Source organism: Serratia nevei, from assembly GCF_024160145.1.
GTDB classification, from domain to species: domain Bacteria; phylum Pseudomonadota; class Gammaproteobacteria; order Enterobacterales; family Enterobacteriaceae; genus Serratia; species Serratia nevei_A.
On the sequence record NZ_JAMYWQ010000005.1, the window covers coordinates 89,494 to 109,231 of the forward strand.

The 19,738-nt window shown below is 62.5% G+C and carries 20 protein-coding genes and 1 other annotated feature; of the genes, 13 read left to right on the forward strand and 7 right to left on the reverse strand.

The window, feature by feature from the left end:
• Window positions 1-4: 4 nt before the first annotated feature.
• Window positions 5-1,105 carry a PQQ-dependent sugar dehydrogenase gene (locus M6G53_RS05990; RefSeq protein ID WP_253329737.1) on the reverse strand — a complete coding sequence of 367 codons (1,101 nt, stop codon included), beginning with the start codon at window positions 1,103-1,105 and terminating at the stop codon, window positions 5-7.
• A gap of 132 nt (window positions 1,106-1,237) precedes the next feature.
• Between M6G53_RS05990 and M6G53_RS05995 the strand changes: the two genes are divergently transcribed.
• Both M6G53_RS05995 and M6G53_RS06000 read left to right on the forward strand, forming a co-directional pair.
• Complete coding sequence (locus M6G53_RS05995) at window positions 1,238-1,657, forward strand: GNAT family N-acetyltransferase (RefSeq protein WP_041034264.1); 420 nt, start codon at window positions 1,238-1,240, stop codon at window positions 1,655-1,657.
• Between the two features lie 11 nt (window positions 1,658-1,668).
• A complete protein-coding gene (locus M6G53_RS06000; RefSeq protein ID WP_055312326.1) occupies window positions 1,669-2,652 on the forward strand; it encodes a magnesium and cobalt transport protein CorA in 984 nt (327 codons plus the stop codon).
• A 47-nt stretch (window positions 2,653-2,699) separates the two neighbouring features.
• Here the strand turns inward: M6G53_RS06000 and M6G53_RS06005 are convergent, their stop codons facing one another.
• From M6G53_RS06005 to speB, 3 genes are all read right to left on the reverse strand, one after another.
• On the reverse strand, window positions 2,700-3,509 hold the full coding sequence (locus M6G53_RS06005) for a nitrilase family protein (protein WP_253329739.1): 810 nt from the start codon (window positions 3,507-3,509) through the stop codon (window positions 2,700-2,702).
• A gap of 104 nt (window positions 3,510-3,613) precedes the next feature.
• A complete protein-coding gene (locus tag M6G53_RS06010; RefSeq protein WP_253329741.1) occupies window positions 3,614-4,999 on the reverse strand; it encodes a sodium:solute symporter family protein in 1,386 nt (461 codons plus the stop codon).
• Between the two features lie 77 nt (window positions 5,000-5,076).
• On the reverse strand, window positions 5,077-6,009 hold the full coding sequence (gene speB, locus M6G53_RS06015) for an agmatinase (RefSeq protein WP_253329744.1): 933 nt from the start codon (window positions 6,007-6,009) through the stop codon (window positions 5,077-5,079).
• Between the two features lie 253 nt (window positions 6,010-6,262).
• Between speB and M6G53_RS06020 the strand changes: the two genes are divergently transcribed.
• Window positions 6,263-7,168, forward strand: coding sequence for a LysR family transcriptional regulator (locus M6G53_RS06020; protein WP_253329753.1), 906 nt, complete (start codon window positions 6,263-6,265; stop codon window positions 7,166-7,168).
• On the opposite strand, the gene M6G53_RS06025 is transcribed toward M6G53_RS06020, so the two are convergent.
• Window positions 7,159-8,349, reverse strand: a complete 1,191-nt coding sequence (locus tag M6G53_RS06025; RefSeq protein WP_253329755.1) for an MFS transporter — start codon at window positions 8,347-8,349, stop codon at window positions 7,159-7,161. The genes M6G53_RS06020 and M6G53_RS06025 overlap by 10 nt on opposite strands.
• A 137-nt stretch (window positions 8,350-8,486) precedes the next feature.
• Between M6G53_RS06025 and M6G53_RS06030 the strand changes: the two genes are divergently transcribed.
• On the forward strand, window positions 8,487-9,371 hold the full coding sequence (locus tag M6G53_RS06030; protein ID WP_253329757.1) for a LysR family transcriptional regulator: 885 nt from the start codon (window positions 8,487-8,489) through the stop codon (window positions 9,369-9,371).
• Between the two features lie 15 nt (window positions 9,372-9,386).
• Here M6G53_RS06030 and M6G53_RS06035 read toward each other — a convergent pair whose 3' ends face one another.
• On the reverse strand, window positions 9,387-10,211 hold the full coding sequence (locus M6G53_RS06035) for an SDR family oxidoreductase (RefSeq protein WP_253329759.1): 825 nt from the start codon (window positions 10,209-10,211) through the stop codon (window positions 9,387-9,389).
• A 229-nt stretch (window positions 10,212-10,440) separates the two neighbouring features.
• Between M6G53_RS06035 and hisL the strand changes: the two genes are divergently transcribed.
• The 9 genes from hisL (at window position 10,441) to hisIE (ending at window position 17,727) form a co-directional block, all read left to right on the forward strand.
• Entirely contained in the window at window positions 10,441-10,488 is a 48-nt protein-coding gene (hisL, locus tag M6G53_RS06040) for a his operon leader peptide (protein ID WP_100396937.1), read from the forward strand.
• Window positions 10,464-10,590, forward strand: a sequence feature (His leader region). (Overlaps the previous gene by 25 nt.)
• A gap of 71 nt (window positions 10,591-10,661) precedes the next feature.
• The gene (gene hisG / locus M6G53_RS06045) at window positions 10,662-11,561 is read left to right on the forward strand and encodes an ATP phosphoribosyltransferase (protein ID WP_253329761.1); all 900 of its coding nucleotides are present in this window, start codon (window positions 10,662-10,664) and stop codon (window positions 11,559-11,561) included.
• A 4-nt stretch (window positions 11,562-11,565) separates the two neighbouring features.
• Entirely contained in the window at window positions 11,566-12,873 is a 1,308-nt protein-coding gene (gene hisD, locus M6G53_RS06050; RefSeq protein ID WP_253329763.1) for a histidinol dehydrogenase, read from the forward strand.
• Entirely contained in the window at window positions 12,870-13,958 is a 1,089-nt protein-coding gene (hisC, locus tag M6G53_RS06055; RefSeq protein WP_253329765.1) for a histidinol-phosphate transaminase, read from the forward strand. Before hisD ends, hisC begins: the two co-directional genes overlap by 4 nt.
• Window positions 13,955-15,022: a bifunctional histidinol-phosphatase/imidazoleglycerol-phosphate dehydratase HisB gene (gene hisB / locus M6G53_RS06060; protein WP_033637767.1), complete on the forward strand. Its 1,068-nt coding sequence runs from the start codon at window positions 13,955-13,957 to the stop codon at window positions 15,020-15,022. Before hisC ends, hisB begins: the two co-directional genes overlap by 4 nt.
• Window positions 15,022-15,612, forward strand: a complete 591-nt coding sequence (hisH, locus tag M6G53_RS06065) for an imidazole glycerol phosphate synthase subunit HisH (RefSeq protein ID WP_253329767.1) — start codon at window positions 15,022-15,024, stop codon at window positions 15,610-15,612. The genes hisB and hisH overlap by 1 nt, the downstream gene beginning before the upstream one ends.
• A gap of 5 nt (window positions 15,613-15,617) precedes the next feature.
• Window positions 15,618-16,355 (forward strand): 1-(5-phosphoribosyl)-5-[(5-phosphoribosylamino)methylideneamino]imidazole-4-carboxamide isomerase, encoded by a 738-nt coding sequence (hisA, locus tag M6G53_RS06070; RefSeq protein ID WP_253329769.1) that lies wholly within the window; start codon window positions 15,618-15,620, stop codon window positions 16,353-16,355.
• Window positions 16,337-17,113, forward strand: coding sequence for an imidazole glycerol phosphate synthase subunit HisF (gene hisF / locus M6G53_RS06075; RefSeq protein ID WP_016928406.1), 777 nt, complete (start codon window positions 16,337-16,339; stop codon window positions 17,111-17,113). The genes hisA and hisF overlap by 19 nt, the downstream gene beginning before the upstream one ends.
• Window positions 17,107-17,727, forward strand: coding sequence for a bifunctional phosphoribosyl-AMP cyclohydrolase/phosphoribosyl-ATP diphosphatase HisIE (gene hisIE / locus M6G53_RS06080; protein ID WP_253329771.1), 621 nt, complete (start codon window positions 17,107-17,109; stop codon window positions 17,725-17,727). The genes hisF and hisIE overlap by 7 nt, the downstream gene beginning before the upstream one ends.
• Window positions 17,728-17,801: 74 nt before the next feature.
• On the opposite strand, the gene gnd is transcribed toward hisIE, so the two are convergent.
• Window positions 17,802-19,208, reverse strand: a complete 1,407-nt coding sequence (gnd, locus tag M6G53_RS06085) for an NADP-dependent phosphogluconate dehydrogenase (RefSeq protein ID WP_060440334.1) — start codon at window positions 19,206-19,208, stop codon at window positions 17,802-17,804.
• Window positions 19,209-19,738: the final 530 nt, after the last annotated feature.

The following is a 19,738-nucleotide window of genomic DNA, read 5'->3' on the forward strand; positions in this document are numbered from 1 at the left end:
GGCGTTACGACGCCCCGACCTTCAACAGCTTGCCGTCCCGCTCGTCCGTCAGCAGATACAGGTAGCCATCCGGCCCGCTGCGCACCTCGCGAATGCGCTCGCCGCGATCGCCCAGCAGCCGCTCCTCCGCCACCACCTTGTCGCCTTCCAACGTCAGGCGAATCAGCTCTTTTTGCGCCAGCGCGCCGATGAACAGCGAGTGCCGCCAGGCGGGGAAGCGCTGCCCGTCATAGAACGCCATGCCGCTGAGGCCGGGCGAAACCCGCCAATAGTGCAGCGGCTGTTCGGTGCCGGGCACCCGTTCCCCCTTGGCCTCGGGGATCGGCTGGCCGGAATAATTGATGCCATAGGTGGCCAGCGGCCAGCCGTAGTTTTTACCCGGCAGCGGGATGTTGAGCTCATCGCCGCCGCGCGGGCCGTGTTCGTGTTCCCAGATCGCACCGCTCCACGGGTTCAGCGCCAGCCCTTGCGGATTGCGGTGGCCATAGGACCAAACTTCCGGCCGTTTGCCGGCCTGGCCGACCCAGGGGTTATCCGGCGGCACTGCCCCTTCGGCGGTCAGCCGCACCAGCTTGCCCTGCAGCTTGTCGGTCTCCTGCGCCGTCGGCCGCTGGTTGTTTTCGCCCAGCGCGATAAACAGGTAGCCCTGCCGGTCGAACGCCAGCTTGCCGCCGAAGTGATTGCCGACCGACAGCTTGGGCAACTGGCGGAAGATCACCTTGAAGTTTTCCAGCCGCGCACCGTCTTCGCTCAAACGGCCGTAGCCGACCGCCGTGCCGGCTTTGCCGCCGTCACCCGGTTCGGCAAAGCTGAGGTACACCCGGCGGCTGGCGGCGAAGTCGGGCGCCGGCAACACTTCCAGCAGGCCGCCCTGCCCCTCGGCGTAAACCTGCGGCACACCGGCGATCGGCGGCGACAGGCCTTTGCCCTGCTGCCACAGCCGCAGCCGGCCGGGCCGCTCGGTGATAAGCAGGCCCTGTTCCGCCGGCAAAAAGGCCAGCGACCACGGGTGTTGCAGGCCGTCCTGCAGTTGGCTGACCGTCGGCGCAGCGTGCAGCAGGCCGCTGCACAGCAGCAAACCGGCCAGCAAAGTCAATCGGGGCATGGCATCCTCCTGAGGGGTGAAATGACCCGTTTAGTGTAGCCCACTCAGCGGGCGCGGTCGTTTGCATTACATTTCAACAGGTTGCCTTTTGGCCGCAGTGTGCTTAAGTTAACGCATCACCCAGGAGGAATCATGGACATTACCGTTACCGACGCGATTGACGAACACACCCTCGATGCGATCAGGCAAGGCCTGCGCGCTTACAACCTGCCGCATATCGACGCCCGTCACCGCAAGCCGCTCAGCGTCTATGCGCGCGACGAGGCCGGCACGGTGATCGGCGGGCTGACCGCCGAAACCTGGGGTAACTGGCTGAGCGTCGAGTGGCTGTGGGTGGCGGACTCCCAGCGCGGCAGCGGCCTCGGCGGCCGGCTGATGCGCGCCGCCGAACGCGAGGCGCAGGCGCGCGGCTGCCGCTACGCTCGCCTGGATACCTTCAGCTTCCAGGCGCGGCCGTTCTACGAAAAACTCGGCTATCAGCTGCAAATGACGCTGAAAGAGTATCCGGTGGAACATGAGTGTTATTTTCTCACCAAAACCCTGACTGATTAATGGATGGACGGATGGACAGCAAAAGCATGGTGGTGAACTGTGTGGCGTACAAAGCCGGCCAACGGCTGGGCGAAGTGACCATCGACGATATCAGCGAAGTGGTCAAACAGCCGGACACCTTCGTCTGGCTGGGATTAAGACAGCCGGAACCGGCGTTTATGCGCAAGGTGCAGGAGGAGTTCGGGCTGCACGATCTGGCGATCGAAGACGCGCTGTGCGCACACCAGCGGCCGAAGCTGGAGACCTACGGCGACTCGCTGTTCATCGTGGTGAAAACCGCGCAGTGGGGCGAACACGACGAAATCGAATACGGTGAGACCCACTTCTTCGTCGGCAAAAATTTTCTGGTGACGGTGCGCCACGGCGCCTCGCCCAGCTACGCGCCGATCCGCGCCAAGGCGGAAGAGAACCGCAAGCAGATGTGCCGCGGGCCGGGCTTCGCCCTCTATTCGGTGCTGGACTTCGTGGTGGACAACTACCGCAGCGTGGTGGCGCGCTTCGAGAGCACCATCGAGAATATCGAAGCCAACATGTTCCAGTCGGAGTTCGATCAGGCGGCGATCGAGAACGTCTATACCCTGCGCCGCCATCTGCTGGCGCTGCGCAACGCCGCGCTGCCGATGGATGAAATCTGCAACCAGCTGATCCGCCTGCACGAAGAGGTGATCCCGAAAGAGCTGCGCGCCTACGTACGCGACGTGCAGGATCACGCGCATCAGGTGGTCAGCAATATCGACGACATGCGTGAAATGCTGACCAACGCCATGCACGTCAACCTGGCGCTGGTGACGGTCAAACAGAACGAAGTGGTGAAACGGCTGGCGGGCTGGGGGGCGATTTTGGCCATTCCGACGGTGGTCTTCAGCCTGTACGGCATGAACTTCGCCGACATGCCGGAGCTGAAGTTCCCGTGGGCCTATCATGCTACGCTGGGGGTGACCGCCGTCGGCTGCATTTTCCTGTATCAGAAGCTGAAGAAATCGGGCTGGCTGTAAGCGCCAAAACGGCGGCTGTTCCCTACCGGGCAGCCCGCCCCGCCGCTTCAATACAGCATCGGCCGCCGATCGCGATGCACGTGATTGTGGCGGCCGATGCGCTTGTCATCGGCCGTACTGATATCCATTTCCGCCAGCACCATGCCTTCGCCCGCCAGGCTCTGCGTCAATGGATAGCCGTCTGCGTCGACGATCGCCGAGCCGCCGATCCACGCAACGCCGCGCTCCGTTTCGCAACGATCGCACACCGCGATGAACAGCCGATTGACGGCGGCGTTGGCCTGCGCCTTCACCATCTCCGCCGGCCGTTCGCCCTGCGGGCGCGGCGCCAGCGGCCAGTTGACCGGCGCGCACAGCAGCTGAGCGCCGGCCAGCGCCGGCAGCCGCACCCACTCAGGGAACTCGAGATCGTAGCAGATCATCACCGCCAACCGACCAAAGCGGGTCTCGATGACCGGCGGCGGCCGATCGCCGGCGGTAAAAATGGTGCTCTCTTCGTGCCACAGGTGCGCTTTGCGATAAATCGCCCTCACCCCCTGCGCATCGATCAATGCCGCACTGTTGGCCACCTCACCATCGGGCAGGCGCTCGCAGAAACCGGCGACGATCGCCACATCCCACTCGCGCGCCAGCGCTCCCCACAGGCTGAGGCTAGGCCCGTCTTCGGTCTCGGCCAACGCCCGCGCCTCCGCCTTATCGCGCAGCACATAGCCGCTGTTCACCAACTCCGGCAATACGATAACGTTGGCACCGCGCTGCGCCGCCCGGCGGATCGCTTGGGCGGACAGCGCCCGATTGTGTTCCGCTTCCCCCACCCGCAACGCTAACTGGCAGCATGCGACGCTGATTTTACCCATGACTTACGTTCTCCTTACCCACACCGTTAAACCGACTGGGCGGTGATGCGCCCAGTTCTCCAGTAAATCAGTAAAGACGCCGTGATAAAAGCCTGGATCGCGCCTCAGCGCTCGGTTTGAGCCTGCAGCTGAGCTGCCGGGCGGCTCAACAGGCTGCCCAGCACGAAGGCGACGCCGCCACCCAGCAGGCCGCCGTAGATTGGGCTGTTGGCGTCGATGCCGTGCCAGGCCATCAGCCCCACCACGCACAGGCTGCCGGTCAACATGCTGGCAATGGCGCCGGCGCTGGTGGCGCGCGGCCAGAAGATCGCCCCCACCAACGGGATCAGCATGCCGCCCACCAGCAGGTTATAGGCCAGGGTCAGCGCCGCCAGTACGTCGCGCACCACAAACGCCAGCCCCAGCATCACCACGCCCATGAAAAGCGTGGTGAAGCGCCCGGCGGCCAACCCGCCGGAAGGTTTGCGCCGGATGGCCGGCAGTACATCCTCCAGCGCGATGGTGGAAGAGGCCAGCAGGCAGGCGCTGGCGGTAGACATCAGCGCCGCCAACGCCGCGGCGGCCACCAGCCCGCTGACGCCGGCCGGCAACACCGCCTGCGCGATGGCGGCGAAGGCGCCGTCGGTGTTGCTGAGCGACGGCAGCACGATCTTGCCGGCCATGCCGATCAGCGCGCCGGTCACGCCGTACAGCACGCAATAGACGCCCGCCCCCAGCCCGGCGAAGCGCGCCACGTTGGCGCTGCGGGCGGTAAACACCCGCTGCCAGATGTCCTGGCCGATCAGAATGCCGAAGAAGTAGATCAGGAAGAACACCAGAATGGTGTCCAGCCCAATCGACGACAGCCGGTAGTAACCGGCGGGCAGCAGGCTGGTGAAGGCTTCCCAGCCGCCGGCCTTGACGATGCTCATCGGCATCAGCACCAGCATCATACCGACGGTCATGATAATGAACTGGATGATGTCGGTCAGCGTCAGCGACCACATGCCCCCCAGCGTCGAATACAGCACCACCAGCCCGCCGCCGAGCAGGATAGACGCGGCGAACGACAGGCCAAACATCACCTGCATCACGCTGCCGATGGCGATGATCGAGGTCACCGCCACCATCAGGTCATACGCCAGCATGATCGCGCCGCTGGTGACCCGCGCCGCCGGATGATAGCGCCGCGACAGCACCTGGCTGACGGTATACAGCTTCAGCTTGAGCAGCGGCTTGGCCAGCACCAGGCTCAGCACCACGATGCCCAGCCCGAGTGCGCCGCACAGCCAGACGCCGGAGATGCCGTAGGTGTAGCCGAGTTTGACGCTGCCGATGGTCGACGCGCCGCCGAGCACCACCGCCGACAACGTGCCCAGATACAGCCCCGGCCCCAGATTGCGCCCGGCGACCAGATACGCCTCTTTGGAATTGGCGCGGCGAATGCCCATCCACCCCACCGCGCCTATCACCAGAAAGTAAAACACCACGACCAGCAGATCGAGATTCATGGGTACCTCCACTCCGTTGTTATTGTTATCAGGGGCCCCGACGCAACCGCTCCGTCGGTAGGGTCAGCGCACCGGCCTCAGCGGGCCGGCAGCACGCACAGCATTTCAAACAGCAGGTTGGCGGCCAGCAGCGCCGTGTTGCCGGAACGATCGTAAGGCGGCGATACCTCCACCACGTCGCCGCCCACCAGGTTCAGCCCGTGGCAGCCGCGCACGATCTCCAGCCCCTGCCAGACCGACAGCCCGCCGACCTCCGGCGTGCCGGTACCCGGCGCGAAGGCCGGATCCAGCCCGTCGATATCGAAACTCAGGTAAACCGGCACATCGCCCATCTGTTCGCGGATCTCCGCCATCAGCGGCGCCAGCGACCGATGCCAGCAGGCCTCGGCCGGCACTACGCGGAAGCCCTGGCGGCGTGACCAGTCGAAGTCGTCCGCCGCATAGCCGCTACCGCGCAGGCCAATCTGCACCACCTTTTCCGGCGCCAGCAGCCCCTCTTCGAACGCGCGGCGGAAGGTGGTGCCGTGCGCCAGCCGTTCGCCGAACATCTCTTCGTTGGTGTCGGAATGCGCATCGACGTGGATCAGCCCGACCGGACCATGCCGACGGGCGACGGCGCGCAGCACCGGCAGCGTCAGCGTGTGGTCGCCGCCGAGCGTCAACGGCATGCAGCCGTGCGCCAGGATCTCGTGATAAGCCGCTTCGATGCGCTGCACGCTGTCCGCCAGGCTGTAAGGGTTGATGGCGATATCCCCCAGATCGGCCACCTGCAGCCGTTCAAACGGGGCGGAGCCGGTGCCCATGTTGTAGGGGCGGATCATCACCGACTCCTGGCGGATCTGGCGCGGGCCATAGCGGGTGCCGCTGCGGTTGGAGGTGCCGATATCCAGCGGAATGCCGACAAAGGCGGCGTCCAGACCGCGCGCCTGGTCGGCGGCGGGCAGGCGCATCATGGTGGGGATGCCGGCAAAGCGCGGCATATCGTTGCCACTTTGGGGTTGGTTCAGCATGGCGTTTCCTTGTCTTTATCTATCTGCGATGAATTGAAACATTTAAGCAACATTCGCAGACTACCCCGTTGGCCATCCCGGCTACCATTCCCGCTTTTGCATGTAAACATCGAAAAACGCGATGCAACTAACTTATTGAAGTATTGATTTTTATTTCATCCTCATGCCATAAGGAAGGCCATAGCTTCAGCGCCGCCCCTATTTCTTCGATGTTAAAAATGGGTTAACCGGCCAACGTTCTGCGGAGGGGGAAATGCTCACCAACCTAAGCGATATCGATCTGAAACTGCTGCGGGTGTTCGTCGCGGTGGCGGAAGCCCAGGGCGTCAGCGCCGCGCAGGAAGCGCTGCTGATGAATCAGTCCACCATCAGCACTCACCTGGCCTCGCTGGAAACCCGGCTGGGCTTTCGCCTGTGCCAGCGCGGGCGTTCCGGCTTTCGGCTAACGCCCAAGGGCGAACGCATGCTGATCGCCTGCCGCTCGCTGTTCAACGCCGCCCGCGACTTCACCCGGGTCAGCCAGTCGCTGAACGGCCTGCTGACCGGCGACCTGCAAATCGGGCTGGTGGATAATCTGGTTTCGCTGCCGGGCAACCCGTTCAGCCAGGCCATCAAACACTTCCAGCGCCGACATCAGGACGTGCAATTGCAGTGCCGCATCTGTTCGCCGAACGAGATTGAGCAAGGGCTGCTGCACCGGCAGCTCGATCTGGGCATCGGCTACTTTGGCCAACGGTTGGAGGCACTGCATTATCAACCGTGGCTGGAGGAGACGCAGGCGATCTACTGCAGCGCGGATCACCCGCTGTTCGCGGTGGAAGCCCCCGATCGCGAGCAGATTGAAAACGCGCGCTGGGTCAAGCGCGGCTACCTGCTGGCGCAGCAGCTATGCCCGATCGCGCCGCCTCATCTGGCCGCGGTGGCCCACCATATGGAAAGCGTCGCCCATTTGGTGCTGAGCGGCACCTGTCTCGGCTATCTGCCCACCCACTACGCGGCGCGCTGGGTGAAACAGGGGCTGCTGCGGCAGCTGGGCGGCGCGGCGCTCTCTTACCGCGCCACGCTCAGCCTGGTCAGCCGCCCCGTCCAGCCCGACGCGGCGTTGAACGCGTTGCTGGAGGATTTGGCGCGCGCCGCGCGCCAATCGCCTCATCGCTGAGAGGCCAGAGCCCGATTCATGGCAAACAACGTGCCGGTTAAAGACAGGATCAGGAACCCGATGATGGCCCAGGCAAAAGAGGCCGCTCCGCCCTTGTCGAGCAGCATGCCGCCTATCGCGCCACCGGCGGCCACGGCGATATTCCAGCCCGTCGTATACATGGACTGCGCCACGTCGGCCGCGCGGCCGGAAAGGCGTGATAATGCCGTCTGCGTGAGGGTGGCGAAACCGCCGAAAGCCGCGCCCCACAATGCGACCGCGAGATAAACCATCGGGGCTATCCGTCCCCCACTCCCCAGCAGCACGGCGGCGAGGGCAAAGATGACGATACTCATCACCGTCAGAGATTGGACTCGTCGATCGACCAGCACCCCGGCGACGCCCAATCCGGCAATCGCCCCCAGCCCGAAGATAAACAGCACGATATCGACCCGCTCGGATAACCCCGACGGCGTGAGGAAAGGCTCCAGGTAGATATACAGGATGTTGTGGGCAACGATGAAGGTGAACACCACGAACAGCACGGCGCGGATCCCGCATTGCAAGAATACGCCGCTCAGAGAGGGGCGATGCGCCTTAGCCTGGCCGGGGAAATCCGGCACGATGGCGATGATCCACACCACGAGTACCAGCGCCAGCAACGTCATCAGGCCAAAGGCGCCTTGCCAGCCGATGGCTCGGCCAAGCAACGTGCCGAGCGGTACGCCGAGCACCAGCGCCAGGGTGGCGCCGGCGCCGGAGATCGCAATGGCGCGGCCACCAAGATGGGCCGGTGACATGCGCACGGCGTAACCGGCCAGCAAAGACCAAACGATACCGCCGAAAACGCCGGCGAAGAAACGCGTCGCCAATGAGACGTGGTAATCATGCGACAGCGCCGTGACGAGGTTGACGACGGCAAAACCGCCGATCGCGCTCAAGAGCAAGGGGCGCCGCCGCATGCCCTGCGTCAATGCGGTCAGCGGAATGGCGGCGACCAACGCGCCCACCGCATAGGCGGTGATGAATTGCCCCGCCAGGCTTTCAGACACGTTCAAATCGCCCGCGATCGAAGAAAGCACGCCCGCCGGCATGATCTCGGTCAGCAGCGTGATAAAAGCGGCCATCGCCAACGCCAGCAGGCCCCCCAGCGGCAACCGTTCGCTGCTTCCGGCAGGCGCAGATATCGTCGTTTGATTCATCAATCACTCCCCATTCAAAGATGTTTCCGCCCATTGCGGATGACGTTTGCATCATGCTGCCCACTCGCCGATAAAAGAAAAACAGGCTAAAGTGAACAACACTCATGACATAAAGGTCATCAATAGAATGGAAGCCTATGGAAAGCTTGGGTTCTCTCGACGTTTTCGTGCGGGTCAGTGAAAGCCGCAGCTTCACGGCGGCCGGGCAACAGTTGGGGATCTCCGCGTCGGCGGTCAGCAAAACCATCGCCCGGCTGGAGGAACGGCTCAGCGTGCGGTTGTTTCACCGCTCCACCCGCACGGTCAACCTGACGCCGGAAGGCGCTTTGTTCCTGGAAAGGTGCCGACGCATTTTGAGCGAGGTGAAAGACGCGGAAGCCGAACTGTTACAAACGCGAGGAGCGCCCCAGGGTAAGCTGCGCATCAGTCTCCCGTCGCTGGGCACGCTCTTCATGCCAAAACTGGGGGACTTCAAGCGCCGCTATCCTGAGATCGAGCTGGATATTGATTATTCGGATCGGCTGGTTGACGTGATTGAAGAGGGTTTCGATGCCGTTATCCGCAGCGGCACCCCGAGCGATTCACGGCTGGTTGCCCGCCGGTTGGGGACCTGCCGCAAGGTTTTCGTTGGCGCGCCGGGCTATTTCAGCCAAGCGGGTATGCCGCGCCAGCCCGAGGATCTGACGAGCCATGCCCGTTTGCATTATCGCTTTCCCAGCACCGGCAAACTGGATGTCTGGCCGCTGGGAGACAAGACGGAGATGATCCCCGAACGGCCGGCCAGCATGGTGACAAATACTCTCGATCCGCAGGTGTGCTTCGCGGAACAAGGGCTCGGCATCGCTTATTTGCCGGAGATCGCCGTGCGCAGACAGCTGGAACAGGGCAGCCTGGTGACGATTCTGGATGAATATGACCGCGAGAACATGGTTTTTCATGTCCTTTGGCCGTCGGGCCGCCATCTGTCAGCCAAAATCAGGCTGTTCGTCGACTTTGTGACGAGCCACCTTTTCCCGCTTTGAACGACCTATGCCGCCTTAACTGACGGGCATGCGAGCCGGATCGGGATACTGATACTCGAAGCCCAGCTCGTTGCAGATGCGGTTGCCGTCCACCAGCCGCTCATCCTGCTCCGCTTCGTCGGCGAACTGCGGCGGCGCCAGGTGCAGCTGCTCGGCCAGCGCCGGATAAAATTCGCGCTTGGCTGGATGACGCGGCGCGCACAGGTTGTATACGTGGCCGCCCTTCGGCAGCTTCAGCAGCAGTTGGATGGCGGCGATCACGTCGTCCTGATGCACCAGATTCACCCCCTGCGAACCGCCCTTCACGTCGAGTTTGCCCGCCAGAAAACGGCCGGGATGACGATCGACGCCCACCAGCCCCGCCAACCGCAGAACGTCCACCGAGGTGTTCGGCAATTCATGCAGCCAGCGCTCCAGCTCGGCCAGCACCCGGCCCGACGGCGAGACCGGCCGCAGCGGCGACTCTTCGCGCAGCGTGCCAGCGGTTTCGCCGTACACCGAGGTGGAACTGGTGAAGATCACCCGCGGCACGCCGAAGGCCATCGCGCTGTCTACCAGCATGCGTACCGCATTGAAGTAGTTCTCGCTGCCTTCGACGGTGCGGCGCGCGGGCAGCGTCACCACCAGCGCATCCACGCGCAGCAGCGATTCCAGATCGTCCGGATCGCAGAGCAGCTCCGGCGTCAGCTCCAGTTGATAGCATTCGATGCCGCTCATGCGCGCGGCCTCGACGCCGTCCGGCGTGGTTTTGCTGCCGACTACGTCATACCCGCGGCCCATCAGCGACAGCGCCAATGGCATGCCCAGCCAACCCAAACCAATTATGGCTACCTTTTTCATCCTCTTCCTCTCCTGAAGATCGCAGCACCCTGCCCCTAAGGCTACGCCACTGCGCACGGCGATACAATCTGCCCGGCTTAAGGTTAGGTAAAGCCGTCTGCGGCTAATAACCTAACCTGTTTCAATAAATTAAATTTATGACGATAAAAAAGGGTTGCGCGGTGGACGGCGGATAGTTTAGCTTAATTGGCATACGGTTTTTACCGGCTTTTGATTAGAGAAAAACACCATGACACGCGTTCAGTTCAACCACCATCATCACCATCACCCTGACTAGTCTTTCAGGCGATGAGTGCTGGAAGACGGTTTGTTAATCTTCCAGTGGCGCGCAGAACGCAAGAGAGAGCCCTCGGAAGATTTCTTCCGAGGGTTTTTTTTTGGCTCCGGACAGACAGAAAAGAATAGTTTCTACAATAAATTCATAAAATTACAGATTAAACAGAGGTTACCATGCTGGACAAGACACGTTTACGGATCGCAATGCAGAAATCGGGCCGCCTGAGCGATGAATCCCAGGAACTGCTGGCGCGCTGCGGCATCAAGATCAACCTGCAGCAGCAGCGTCTGATCGCCTTCGCGGAAAACATGCCGATCGATATCCTGCGCGTGCGCGACGACGATATTCCGGGCCTGGTGATGGACGGCGTGGTCGATCTGGGCATCATCGGCGAGAACGTGCTGGAAGAAGAGCTGCTCAGCCGCCGCGCTCAGGGCGAAGATCCGCGTTACTTCACCCTGCGCCGTCTCGATTTCGGCGGCTGCCGCCTGTCGCTGGCCACCCCGCTCGACGCCGAATACAGCGGCCCGCAAAGCCTGCAGGACGCCCGCATCGCCACCTCTTACCCGCACCTGCTGAAGCAATACCTCGACAAGCAGGGCGTGCGCTTTAAATCTTGCCTGTTGAACGGTTCGGTGGAAGTGGCGCCGCGCGCCGGCCTGGCCGACGCCATCTGCGATCTGGTCTCTACCGGCGCCACGTTGGAGGCCAACGGCCTGCGCGAAGTGGAAGTGATCTACCGCTCCAAGGCCTGCCTGATTCAGCGCGACGGCGAAATGCCGGAAGCCAAACAGCAGCTGATCGACCGCCTGATGACCCGCATTCAGGGCGTGATCCAGGCGCGTGAATCCAAATACATCATGCTGCACGCGCCGAGCGAGAAGCTGGACGAGATCGTCGCGCTGCTGCCGGGCGCCGAGCGCCCGACCATTCTGCCGCTGGCCGGCGCGCAGAACCGCGTGGCGATGCACATGGTGAGCAGCGAAACCCTGTTCTGGGAAACCATGGAAAAACTGAAAGCGCTCGGTGCCAGCTCGATTCTGGTGCTGCCGATTGAAAAGATGATGGAGTAACGCCATGTCGACCTTCAACACGCCGATCGATTGGGCAACGTGCAGCGCCGAACGCCAGGCTGAGCTGCTGATGCGCCCGGCCATCGCCGCTTCCGACAGCATCACCCGCACGGTGAGCGAGATCCTCGACAACGTGAAGGCCAACGGCGATCGGGCGCTGCGCGACTACAGCGCCCGTTTCGACAAGGCGGAAGTCGCCGCGCTGCGCGTCAGCGCCGAGCAGACAGCCGCCGCCTGCGCCCGGCTGGGCGATGACATCAAACAGGCGATGGCGGTGGCCGTCGCCAACGTGGAAACCTTCCACAACGCGCAGCGACTGCCGCCGGTGGACGTCGAAACGCAGCCGGGCGTGCGCTGCCAGCAGGTGACCCGCCCAATCGACTCGGTGGGCCTGTATATTCCCGGTGGGTCGGCGCCGCTGTTCTCCACCGTGCTGATGCTGGCGACGCCGGCGCGCATCGCCGGTTGCCGCCGGGTGGTGCTGTGCTCGCCGCCGCCGATCGCCGATGAGATCCTGTATGCGGCGCAGCTGTGCGGCGTGCAGGAAGTGTTTCAGGTCGGGGGCGCGCAGGCGATCGCCGCCCTGGCGTTCGGCACCGAAAGCGTGCCGCGCGTGGCGAAAATCTTCGGGCCGGGCAACGCCTTCGTGACCGAAGCCAAGCGGCAGGTCAGCCAGCGTCTCGACGGCGCGGCGATCGACATGCCGGCCGGCCCTTCGGAGGTGCTGGTGATCGCCGACGCCGGCGCCACCCCGGCGTTCGTCGCTTCCGATCTGCTGTCGCAGGCCGAACACGGCCCGGATTCGCAGGTGATCCTGCTGACGCCGGACGCGGCGATGGCGCAGGCAGTGGCCGACGCGGTAGAAAGCCAGCTGGCCGAGCTGCCGCGCGCCGAGACCGCCCGCCAGGCGCTGGCGAGCAGCCGCCTGATCGTGGCGCGCGATCTGCCAGAGTGCGTGGCCATCAGCAATCGCTACGGCCCGGAGCACCTGATCATTCAGACCCGCAATGCGCGCGAGCTGGTGGACGGCATCACCAGCGCCGGTTCGGTGTTCCTCGGCGACTGGTCGCCGGAGTCCGCCGGCGATTACGCCTCCGGCACCAACCACGTGCTGCCGACCTACGGCTACACCGCCACCTGCTCCAGCCTGGGGCTGGCCGATTTTCAAAAACGCATGACGGTGCAGGAGCTGACGCCGCAGGGCTTCAGCAACCTGGCCGCCACCATCGAGACGCTGGCTGCCGCCGAGCAGCTGATCGCCCACAAGAACGCCGTGACCCTGCGCGTCGCCGCCCTGAAGGAGCAAGCATGAGCATCGAAAAACTGGCGCGCGCCAACGTTCGCGAGCTGACCCCTTATCAATCGGCGCGCCGCCTCGGCGGTAAGGGCGACGTGTGGTTGAACGCCAACGAATACCCGATCGCGCCCGAGTTCCAGCTGACCGCGCAAACCTTCAACCGCTATCCGGAGTGCCAGCCGGCGTTGGTGATCGAACGCTATGCCGCCTACGCCGGGGTGAAGAAAGAGCAGGTGCTGGTCAGCCGCGGCGCCGATGAAGGCATCGAGCTGTTGATCCGCGCCTTCTGCGAGCCGGGTAAAGACGCCATTCTGTTCTGCCCGCCGACCTACGGCATGTACGCCGTCAGCGCCGAAACCTTCGGCGTGGAGCGCCGCACCGTGGCCGCCAAAGAAGACTGGCAGCTGGATCTGCCGGCCATCGCAGACAGCCTGGACAACGTGAAGCTGATCTACGTCTGCAGCCCGAACAACCCGACCGGCAACCTGATCGATCCGGACTCTCTGCGCAACCTGCTGGAGCTGGCCAAAGGCAAGGCGATCGTCGCGGTGGACGAAGCCTATATCGAGTTTTGCCCGCAGGCCTCGGTGGCCGGGTGGCTGAGCGACTATCCGCATCTGGCTATCCTGCGCACGCTGTCGAAGGCCTTTGCGCTGGCCGGCCTGCGCTGCGGCTTCACGCTCGCCAACGAAGATCTGATCGCCCTGCTGCTGAAAGTGATCGCGCCTTACCCGCTTTCGACGCCGGTGGCGGATATCGCCGCGCAGGCGCTGAGCGAAGAAGGTATCCGCACCATGCGCCAACGCGTCACCGACATCGCCGCCACCCGCAGCTGGCTGCAGCAACAGCTGGAAAAATGCGCCTGCGTCGAGCAGGTTTTCGCCAGCGACAGCAATTACCTGCTGGCCCGCTTCACCGCCTCAAGTAATGTGTTTAAAAGCTTGTGGGATCAGGGCATTATCTTACGAGACCAAAACAAACAGCCCGGGTTGTCCGGCTGCCTGCGCATCACCATAGGCACCCGCGACGAATGTCAACGCGTGGTGGACGCCTTGTCCGCCCTGCCCGGCGCCAACCAGACTCGCCAGGAGCCAATGTGAGCCAAAAAATCCTCTTTATCGATCGTGACGGCACGCTGATCGCCGAGCCACCGGAAGATTTCCAGGTTGACCGCCTGGACAAGCTGGCGCTCGAGCCGGACGTGATCCCTTCCCTGCTGGCGCTGCAACAGGCGGGGTATCAGCTGGTGATGATCACCAATCAGGATGGGCTCGGCACCGCCAGTTTCCCGCAGGAAACCTTCGATCCGCCGCACAACCTGATGATGCAGATCCTCAGCTCGCAGGGCATTCAGTTCGCCGATGTGCTGATCTGCCCGCACCTGCCGGCGGACAACTGCGACTGCCGCAAGCCGAAAACCGCGCTGGTGAAGGGTTACCTCGAACCCGGCGTGCTGAATGCCGCCCACAGCTACGTGATCGGCGATCGGCCAACCGACGTGCAGCTGGCGGAAAACATGGGCATCCAGGGGCTGCGCTACCAGCGCGGCGTGCTGGGCTGGAAAGAGATCGTGCGCCAGCTGACCCTGCGCGACCGCCACGCGCGGGTTAACCGCGTGACCAAAGAGACGCAGATCGACGTCAACGTCTGGCTGGATCGCGAAGGCGGCAGCAAGATCAAAACCGGCGTCGGCTTCTTCGATCACATGCTGGATCAGATCGCCACCCACGGCGGCTTCCGCATGGAGATCGACGTCAAAGGCGATCTGTATATCGACGATCACCACACGGTGGAAGACACCGGCCTGGCGCTCGGTGAAGCGCTGAACAAGGCGCTGGGCGACAAGCGCGGCATCGCCCGCTTCGGCTTCGTGCTGCCGATGGACGAATGCCTGGCGCGCTGCGCGCTGGATATCTCCGGCCGCCCGCACCTGGAGTACAAGGCCGAGTTCAACTATCAACGCGTCGGCGATCTCAGCACCGAAATGGTCGAGCACTTCTTCCGCTCGCTCTCTTACACCATGGGCTGCACGCTGCACCTGAAGACCAAGGGCAAAAACGACCACCACCGGGTCGAGAGCCTGTTCAAAGTGTTTGGCCGCACGCTGCGCCAGGCGATCCGCGTCGAAGGCAATACCCTGCCGAGCTCGAAAGGAGTGCTGTGATGAACGTGGTGATTTTGGATACCGGCTGCGCCAACCTGGCCTCCGTCACCTACGCGGTGCGGCGCCTGGGTTATCAGCCGGAGGTGAGCCGCGATCCGGAGATCGTGCTGCGCGCCGACAAGCTGTTCCTGCCAGGCGTCGGCACCGCACAGGCGGCGATGGAACAACTGCGCGAACGGGATTTGATCGGGCTGATCAAGGCCTGCACACAGCCGGTGTTGGGCATTTGCCTCGGCATGCAGCTGCTGGCGGCCAGCAGCGAAGAGAACGGCGGCGTGACCACGCTCGGCCTCATCGATACGCCGGTGAAGCAGATGACCGACTTCGGCCTGCCGCTGCCGCACATGGGCTGGAACCGGGTGTCCGCGCAAGCGGGCCACCATCTGTTCCGCGGCATCGATGACGGCGCCTACTTCTATTTCGTCCACAGCTATGCGATGCCGATATGCCCCAGCACCATCGCCCAGGCGAACTACGGCGAGCCCTTCACCGCCGCCGTGCAAAAAGACAACTTCTTCGGCGTGCAGTTTCATCCAGAACGTTCTGGAGCGGCCGGCGCACAACTGTTGAAAAACTTTCTGGAGATGTAGGCAGCATGATTATTCCGGCTTTGGATTTGATCGACGGCAACGTGGTGCGTTTGCATCAGGGCGATTACGGCCAACAGCGCGACTACGGCAACGATCCGCTGCTGCGCCTGCAGGACTATCAACGGCAGGGGGCGCAGGTGCTGCACCTGGTCGATCTGACCGGCGCCAAAGATCCGGCGGCGCGCCAGATCCCGCTGCTGCGCAAGCTGCTGGCGGGGATTGACGTGCCGGTGCAGGTCGGTGGCGGTATCCGCAATGAGCAGGACGTCAGCGCCCTGCTGGAAGCCGGCGCCACGCGCGTGGTGATCGGCTCCACCGCGGTGAAACAGCCGCAGTTGGTGCAGAGCTGGTTCGAGCGCTACGGCGCCGACGCGCTGGTGCTGGCGCTGGACGTGCGCATCGACGTGCAGGGCGTGAAACGCGTGGCCATCAGCGGCTGGCAGGAGGATTCCGACGCCACGCTGGAACAGGTGGTGGAGCAGTTCCTGCCCTACGGGCTCAAGCACGTGCTATGCACCGACATTTCGCGCGACGGTACGCTGGCCGGTTCCAACGTGGCGCTGTATCAGGAGATCGGCCGCCGCTATCCGCAGGTGGCTTTCCAGGCCTCGGGCGGTATCGGCAGCCTGGACGACATCGCCCAGCTGCGTGGCAGCGGCGTTGCCGGCGTGATCGTGGGGCGCGCCCTGCTGGAAGGTAAATTTAGCGTTGAGGAGGCGATCGCATGCTGGCAAAACGGATAATCCCGTGCCTGGATGTTAAAGACGGGCAAGTGGTGAAAGGCGTGCAGTTCCGCAACCACGAAATCATCGGCGACATCGTGCCGCTGGCGCAGCGCTATGCGCAAGAAGGTGCGGACGAGCTGGTGTTTTATGACATCACCGCCTCGAGCGACGGCCGGGTGGTGGATAAAAGCTGGGTATCGCGCGTGGCGGAAGTGATTGATATTCCGTTCTGCGTCGCCGGCGGCATTAAAAGTGCCGAGGACGCCAGCCAGATCCTGTCTTTCGGCGCCGACAAGATTTCGATCAACTCGCCGGCGCTGGCCGATCCTGAGCTGATTAGCCGCCTGGCGGAACGCTTTGGCGTGCAGTGCATCGTGGTGGGCATCGACACCTGGTTCGACAGTGAAACCGGCAAGTATCACGTCAACCAATATACCGGCGATGAGAGCCGCACCCGCATTACCCAGTGGGAAACCCTCGACTGGGTGCAGGAAGTGCAGCGCCGCGGCGCCGGTGAGATCGTGCTGAACATGATGAACCAGGACGGCGTGCGCAACGGTTACGATTTGCAGCAGCTGCGCCGGGTGCGCGAGGCCTGCAAGGTGCCGCTGATCGCCTCCGGCGGTGCGGGCACCATGGCGCACTTCCTGGAAGCGTTCCGCGATGCGGACGTCGACGGCGCGCTGGCGGCGTCGGTGTTCCACAAACAAATCATCAATATCGGCGAACTGAAAAGGTTCCTGGTTGAACAAGGCGTGGAGATTCGCGTGTGCTGACAGAACAACAGAGAAACCAGCTGGACTGGGAAAAAACCGACGGCCTGATGCCGGCCATCGTGCAACACGCCGTTTCCGGCGAAGTGCTGATGCTGGGTTACATGACGCCGGAAGCGCTGGCGGCCACCGAGCAGAGCGGCAACGTCACCTTCTTCTCGCGCACCAAGCAGCGCCTGTGGACCAAGGGTGAAAGCTCCGGCCACTTCCTCAAGGTGGTCAGCATCACGCCGGACTGCGATAACGACACGCTGCTGGTATTGGCCAACCCGATCGGCCCGACCTGCCACCTCGGCAACAGCAGCTGCTTCCACCCGGCCGCCAGCGACTGGGCGTTCCTCTATCAGCTGGAACAGCTGTTGGCGGAGCGCAAGCACGCCAGCCCGGACAGCTCGTACACCGCCAGCCTGTACGCCAGCGGCACCAAGCGCATCGCGCAGAAGGTCGGGGAAGAAGGCGTGGAAACCGCGCTGGCCGCCACGGTCAACGATCGCGAAGAGCTGACCAACGAAGCCTCGGACCTGATCTATCACCTGCTGGTGCTGCTGCAGGACCAGGATCTGGATCTGAGTGCGGTGATCGGCCAGCTGCGCGAGCGGCATCAGAAAAAAGCGTAACCTTAACTCGCGCGCAATAAAAAAGCCGCCGGGCGTTAACCTCGGCGGCTTTTTTTATCGCTCAACGGGCGGGATTATTCCATCCATTCGGTATGGAACACGCCTTCCTTGTCGATGCGTTTGTAGGTGTGCGCGCCGAAGTAGTCACGCTGCGCCTGGATCAGGTTCGCCGGCAGCACCGCAGAGCGGTAGCTGTCGTAGTAGGCGATCGCCGCAGAGAAGGTTGGCGTAGGGATACCGTTCTGCACGGCGTAGGCCACCACGTCACGCAGCGCCTGTTGGTACTCGTCGGCGATTTGCTTGAAGTACGGTGCCAGCAACAGGTTGGCGATATCGGCGTCCGCCGCGTAAGCGTCGGTGATCTTTTGCAGGAACTGGGCGCGGATGATGCAGCCGGCGCGGAAGATCTTGGCGATTTCGCCGTAGTGCAGATCCCAGTTGTTTTCTTTAGACGCGGCTTTCAGCTGAGAGAAGCCCTGCGCGTAGGACACGATCTTGCCCAGATACAGCGCGCGACGAACTTTCTCGATGAACTCGGCCTTGTCGCCGGTGAACGGCGCCACTTTCGGGCCGGTCAGCACTTTAGAGGCGGCAACGCGCTGATCTTTCAGCGAGGACAGGTAGCGTGCGAACACCGACTCGGTGATCAGCGACAGCGGTTCGCCCAGATCCAGCGAGCTCTGGCTGGTCCACTTACCGGTGCCCTTGTTGGCGGCTTCGTCCAGGATCACATCGACCAGGTATTTACCCTCTTCGTCTTTCTTGGTGAAGATGTCTTTGGTGATGTCGATCAGGTAGCTGTTCAGTTCGCCCTTGTTCCACTCGGCGAAGGTTTCGGCCAGCTGCTCGTTGCTCAGATTCAGCGCCTGCTTCAGCAGGGAATAGGCTTCGGCAATCAGCTGCATGTCGCCGTATTCGATGCCGTTGTGCACCATCTTCACATAGTGGCCGGCACCGTCTGCGCCGATGTAGGTCACGCAAGGCTCGCCTTCCGCAACCGCAGCGATTTTCTTCAGGATTGGCGCCACCAGTTCGTAAGCTTCTTTCTGGCCGCCAGGCATGATGGAAGGCCCTTTCAGCGCGCCCTCTTCACCGCCGGAAACGCCGGTGCCGATGAAGTTGAAGCCCTGGTCGGACAGTTCACGGTTACGACGGATGGTGTCCTGATAGTAGGTGTTGCCGCCGTCGATCAGGATATCGCCCTTGTCCAGGTGCGGAGTCAGCGAGGCAATGGTTTTGTCCGTTGCTTCACCCGCTTTCACCATCAGCAGAATGCGGCGCGGTTTTTCCAACGATTCAACAAATTCTTCAACGGTGTAATACGGCGCCAGGTTTTTGCCCGGGTTCTCAGCGATCACTTCGTCAGTCTTGTCGCCAGAACGGTTGAAAATGGAAACGGTGTAACCACGGCTCTCGATGTTCAGCGCGAGGTTGCGGCCCATTACCGCCATGCCGACAACGCCGATTTGTTGCTTGGACATTTAGGAACTCCTGTCTGAGGATGACCCTGCTGGCAACGTCGGCCAACAGGTTTTGTGATGTGGCACACATGTTAACTCAGGATTGAACCGGGTGGGTAGTGATTGGTGCGATAGGTCACATCACCTGACATTAAAGGTTGATTTTTAGACAAAATGGAAGCTGTTACACGAATTAACTCCCGACCAGAGCTGTCTATCACCTGCGGCCCTGCAGCAACACGGTTACCTATCGCTGATTAAACTTCCCGAGGCTGCGTATTAGGAACCGTTTTTTTTGATATGAAGCGCTTTCCGAGCCTTATACCTGGTTCTTCAATATATTTATAGGTAAAGAAGGAAACGGCGATCGTCAAGCAAGCAGTAATAAAGATAGAAATAAGAAACTTAACGGGGCCGCTGACCGCAATAGTATCTACCCACTGGTATACGCCAAAAGCCTTCAGCAGGTAAAGAACAATACCATGCATTAAGTAAATGCTATAGCTGACCTTTCCAAGAAATCACGTGAATCCGTTATTAATTAATTTAGG

What these genes read in the sequence shown, in the direction of transcription:
- M6G53_RS06000 (WP_055312326.1), top strand. Translation starts at nt 1,669, where the DNA reads ATGGACAGCAAAAGCATGGTGGTGAACTGTGTGGCGTACAAAGCCGGC.
- M6G53_RS06025 (WP_253329755.1), bottom strand. Translation starts at nt 8,349, where the DNA reads ATGAATCAAACGACGATATCTGCGCCTGCCGGAAGCAGCGAACGGTTG.
- gnd (WP_060440334.1), bottom strand. Translation starts at nt 19,208, where the DNA reads ATGTCCAAGCAACAAATCGGCGTTGTCGGCATGGCGGTAATGGGCCGC.
- hisF (WP_016928406.1), top strand. Translation starts at nt 16,337, where the DNA reads ATGCTGGCAAAACGGATAATCCCGTGCCTGGATGTTAAAGACGGGCAA.
- M6G53_RS05990 (WP_253329737.1), bottom strand. Translation starts at nt 1,105, where the DNA reads ATGCCCCGATTGACTTTGCTGGCCGGTTTGCTGCTGTGCAGCGGCCTG.
- hisC (WP_253329765.1), top strand. Translation starts at nt 12,870, where the DNA reads ATGAGCATCGAAAAACTGGCGCGCGCCAACGTTCGCGAGCTGACCCCT.
- M6G53_RS06020 (WP_253329753.1), top strand. Translation starts at nt 6,263, where the DNA reads ATGCTCACCAACCTAAGCGATATCGATCTGAAACTGCTGCGGGTGTTC.
- speB (WP_253329744.1), bottom strand. Translation starts at nt 6,009, where the DNA reads ATGCTGAACCAACCCCAAAGTGGCAACGATATGCCGCGCTTTGCCGGC.
- hisH (WP_253329767.1), top strand. Translation starts at nt 15,022, where the DNA reads ATGAACGTGGTGATTTTGGATACCGGCTGCGCCAACCTGGCCTCCGTC.
- M6G53_RS06010 (WP_253329741.1), bottom strand. Translation starts at nt 4,999, where the DNA reads ATGAATCTCGATCTGCTGGTCGTGGTGTTTTACTTTCTGGTGATAGGC.
- M6G53_RS06005 (WP_253329739.1), bottom strand. Translation starts at nt 3,509, where the DNA reads ATGGGTAAAATCAGCGTCGCATGCTGCCAGTTAGCGTTGCGGGTGGGG.
- M6G53_RS06035 (WP_253329759.1), bottom strand. Translation starts at nt 10,211, where the DNA reads ATGAAAAAGGTAGCCATAATTGGTTTGGGTTGGCTGGGCATGCCATTG.
- M6G53_RS06030 (WP_253329757.1), top strand. Translation starts at nt 8,487, where the DNA reads ATGGAAAGCTTGGGTTCTCTCGACGTTTTCGTGCGGGTCAGTGAAAGC.
- M6G53_RS05995 (WP_041034264.1), top strand. Translation starts at nt 1,238, where the DNA reads ATGGACATTACCGTTACCGACGCGATTGACGAACACACCCTCGATGCG.
- hisD (WP_253329763.1), top strand. Translation starts at nt 11,566, where the DNA reads ATGTCGACCTTCAACACGCCGATCGATTGGGCAACGTGCAGCGCCGAA.
- hisG (WP_253329761.1), top strand. Translation starts at nt 10,662, where the DNA reads ATGCTGGACAAGACACGTTTACGGATCGCAATGCAGAAATCGGGCCGC.
- hisA (WP_253329769.1), top strand. Translation starts at nt 15,618, where the DNA reads ATGATTATTCCGGCTTTGGATTTGATCGACGGCAACGTGGTGCGTTTG.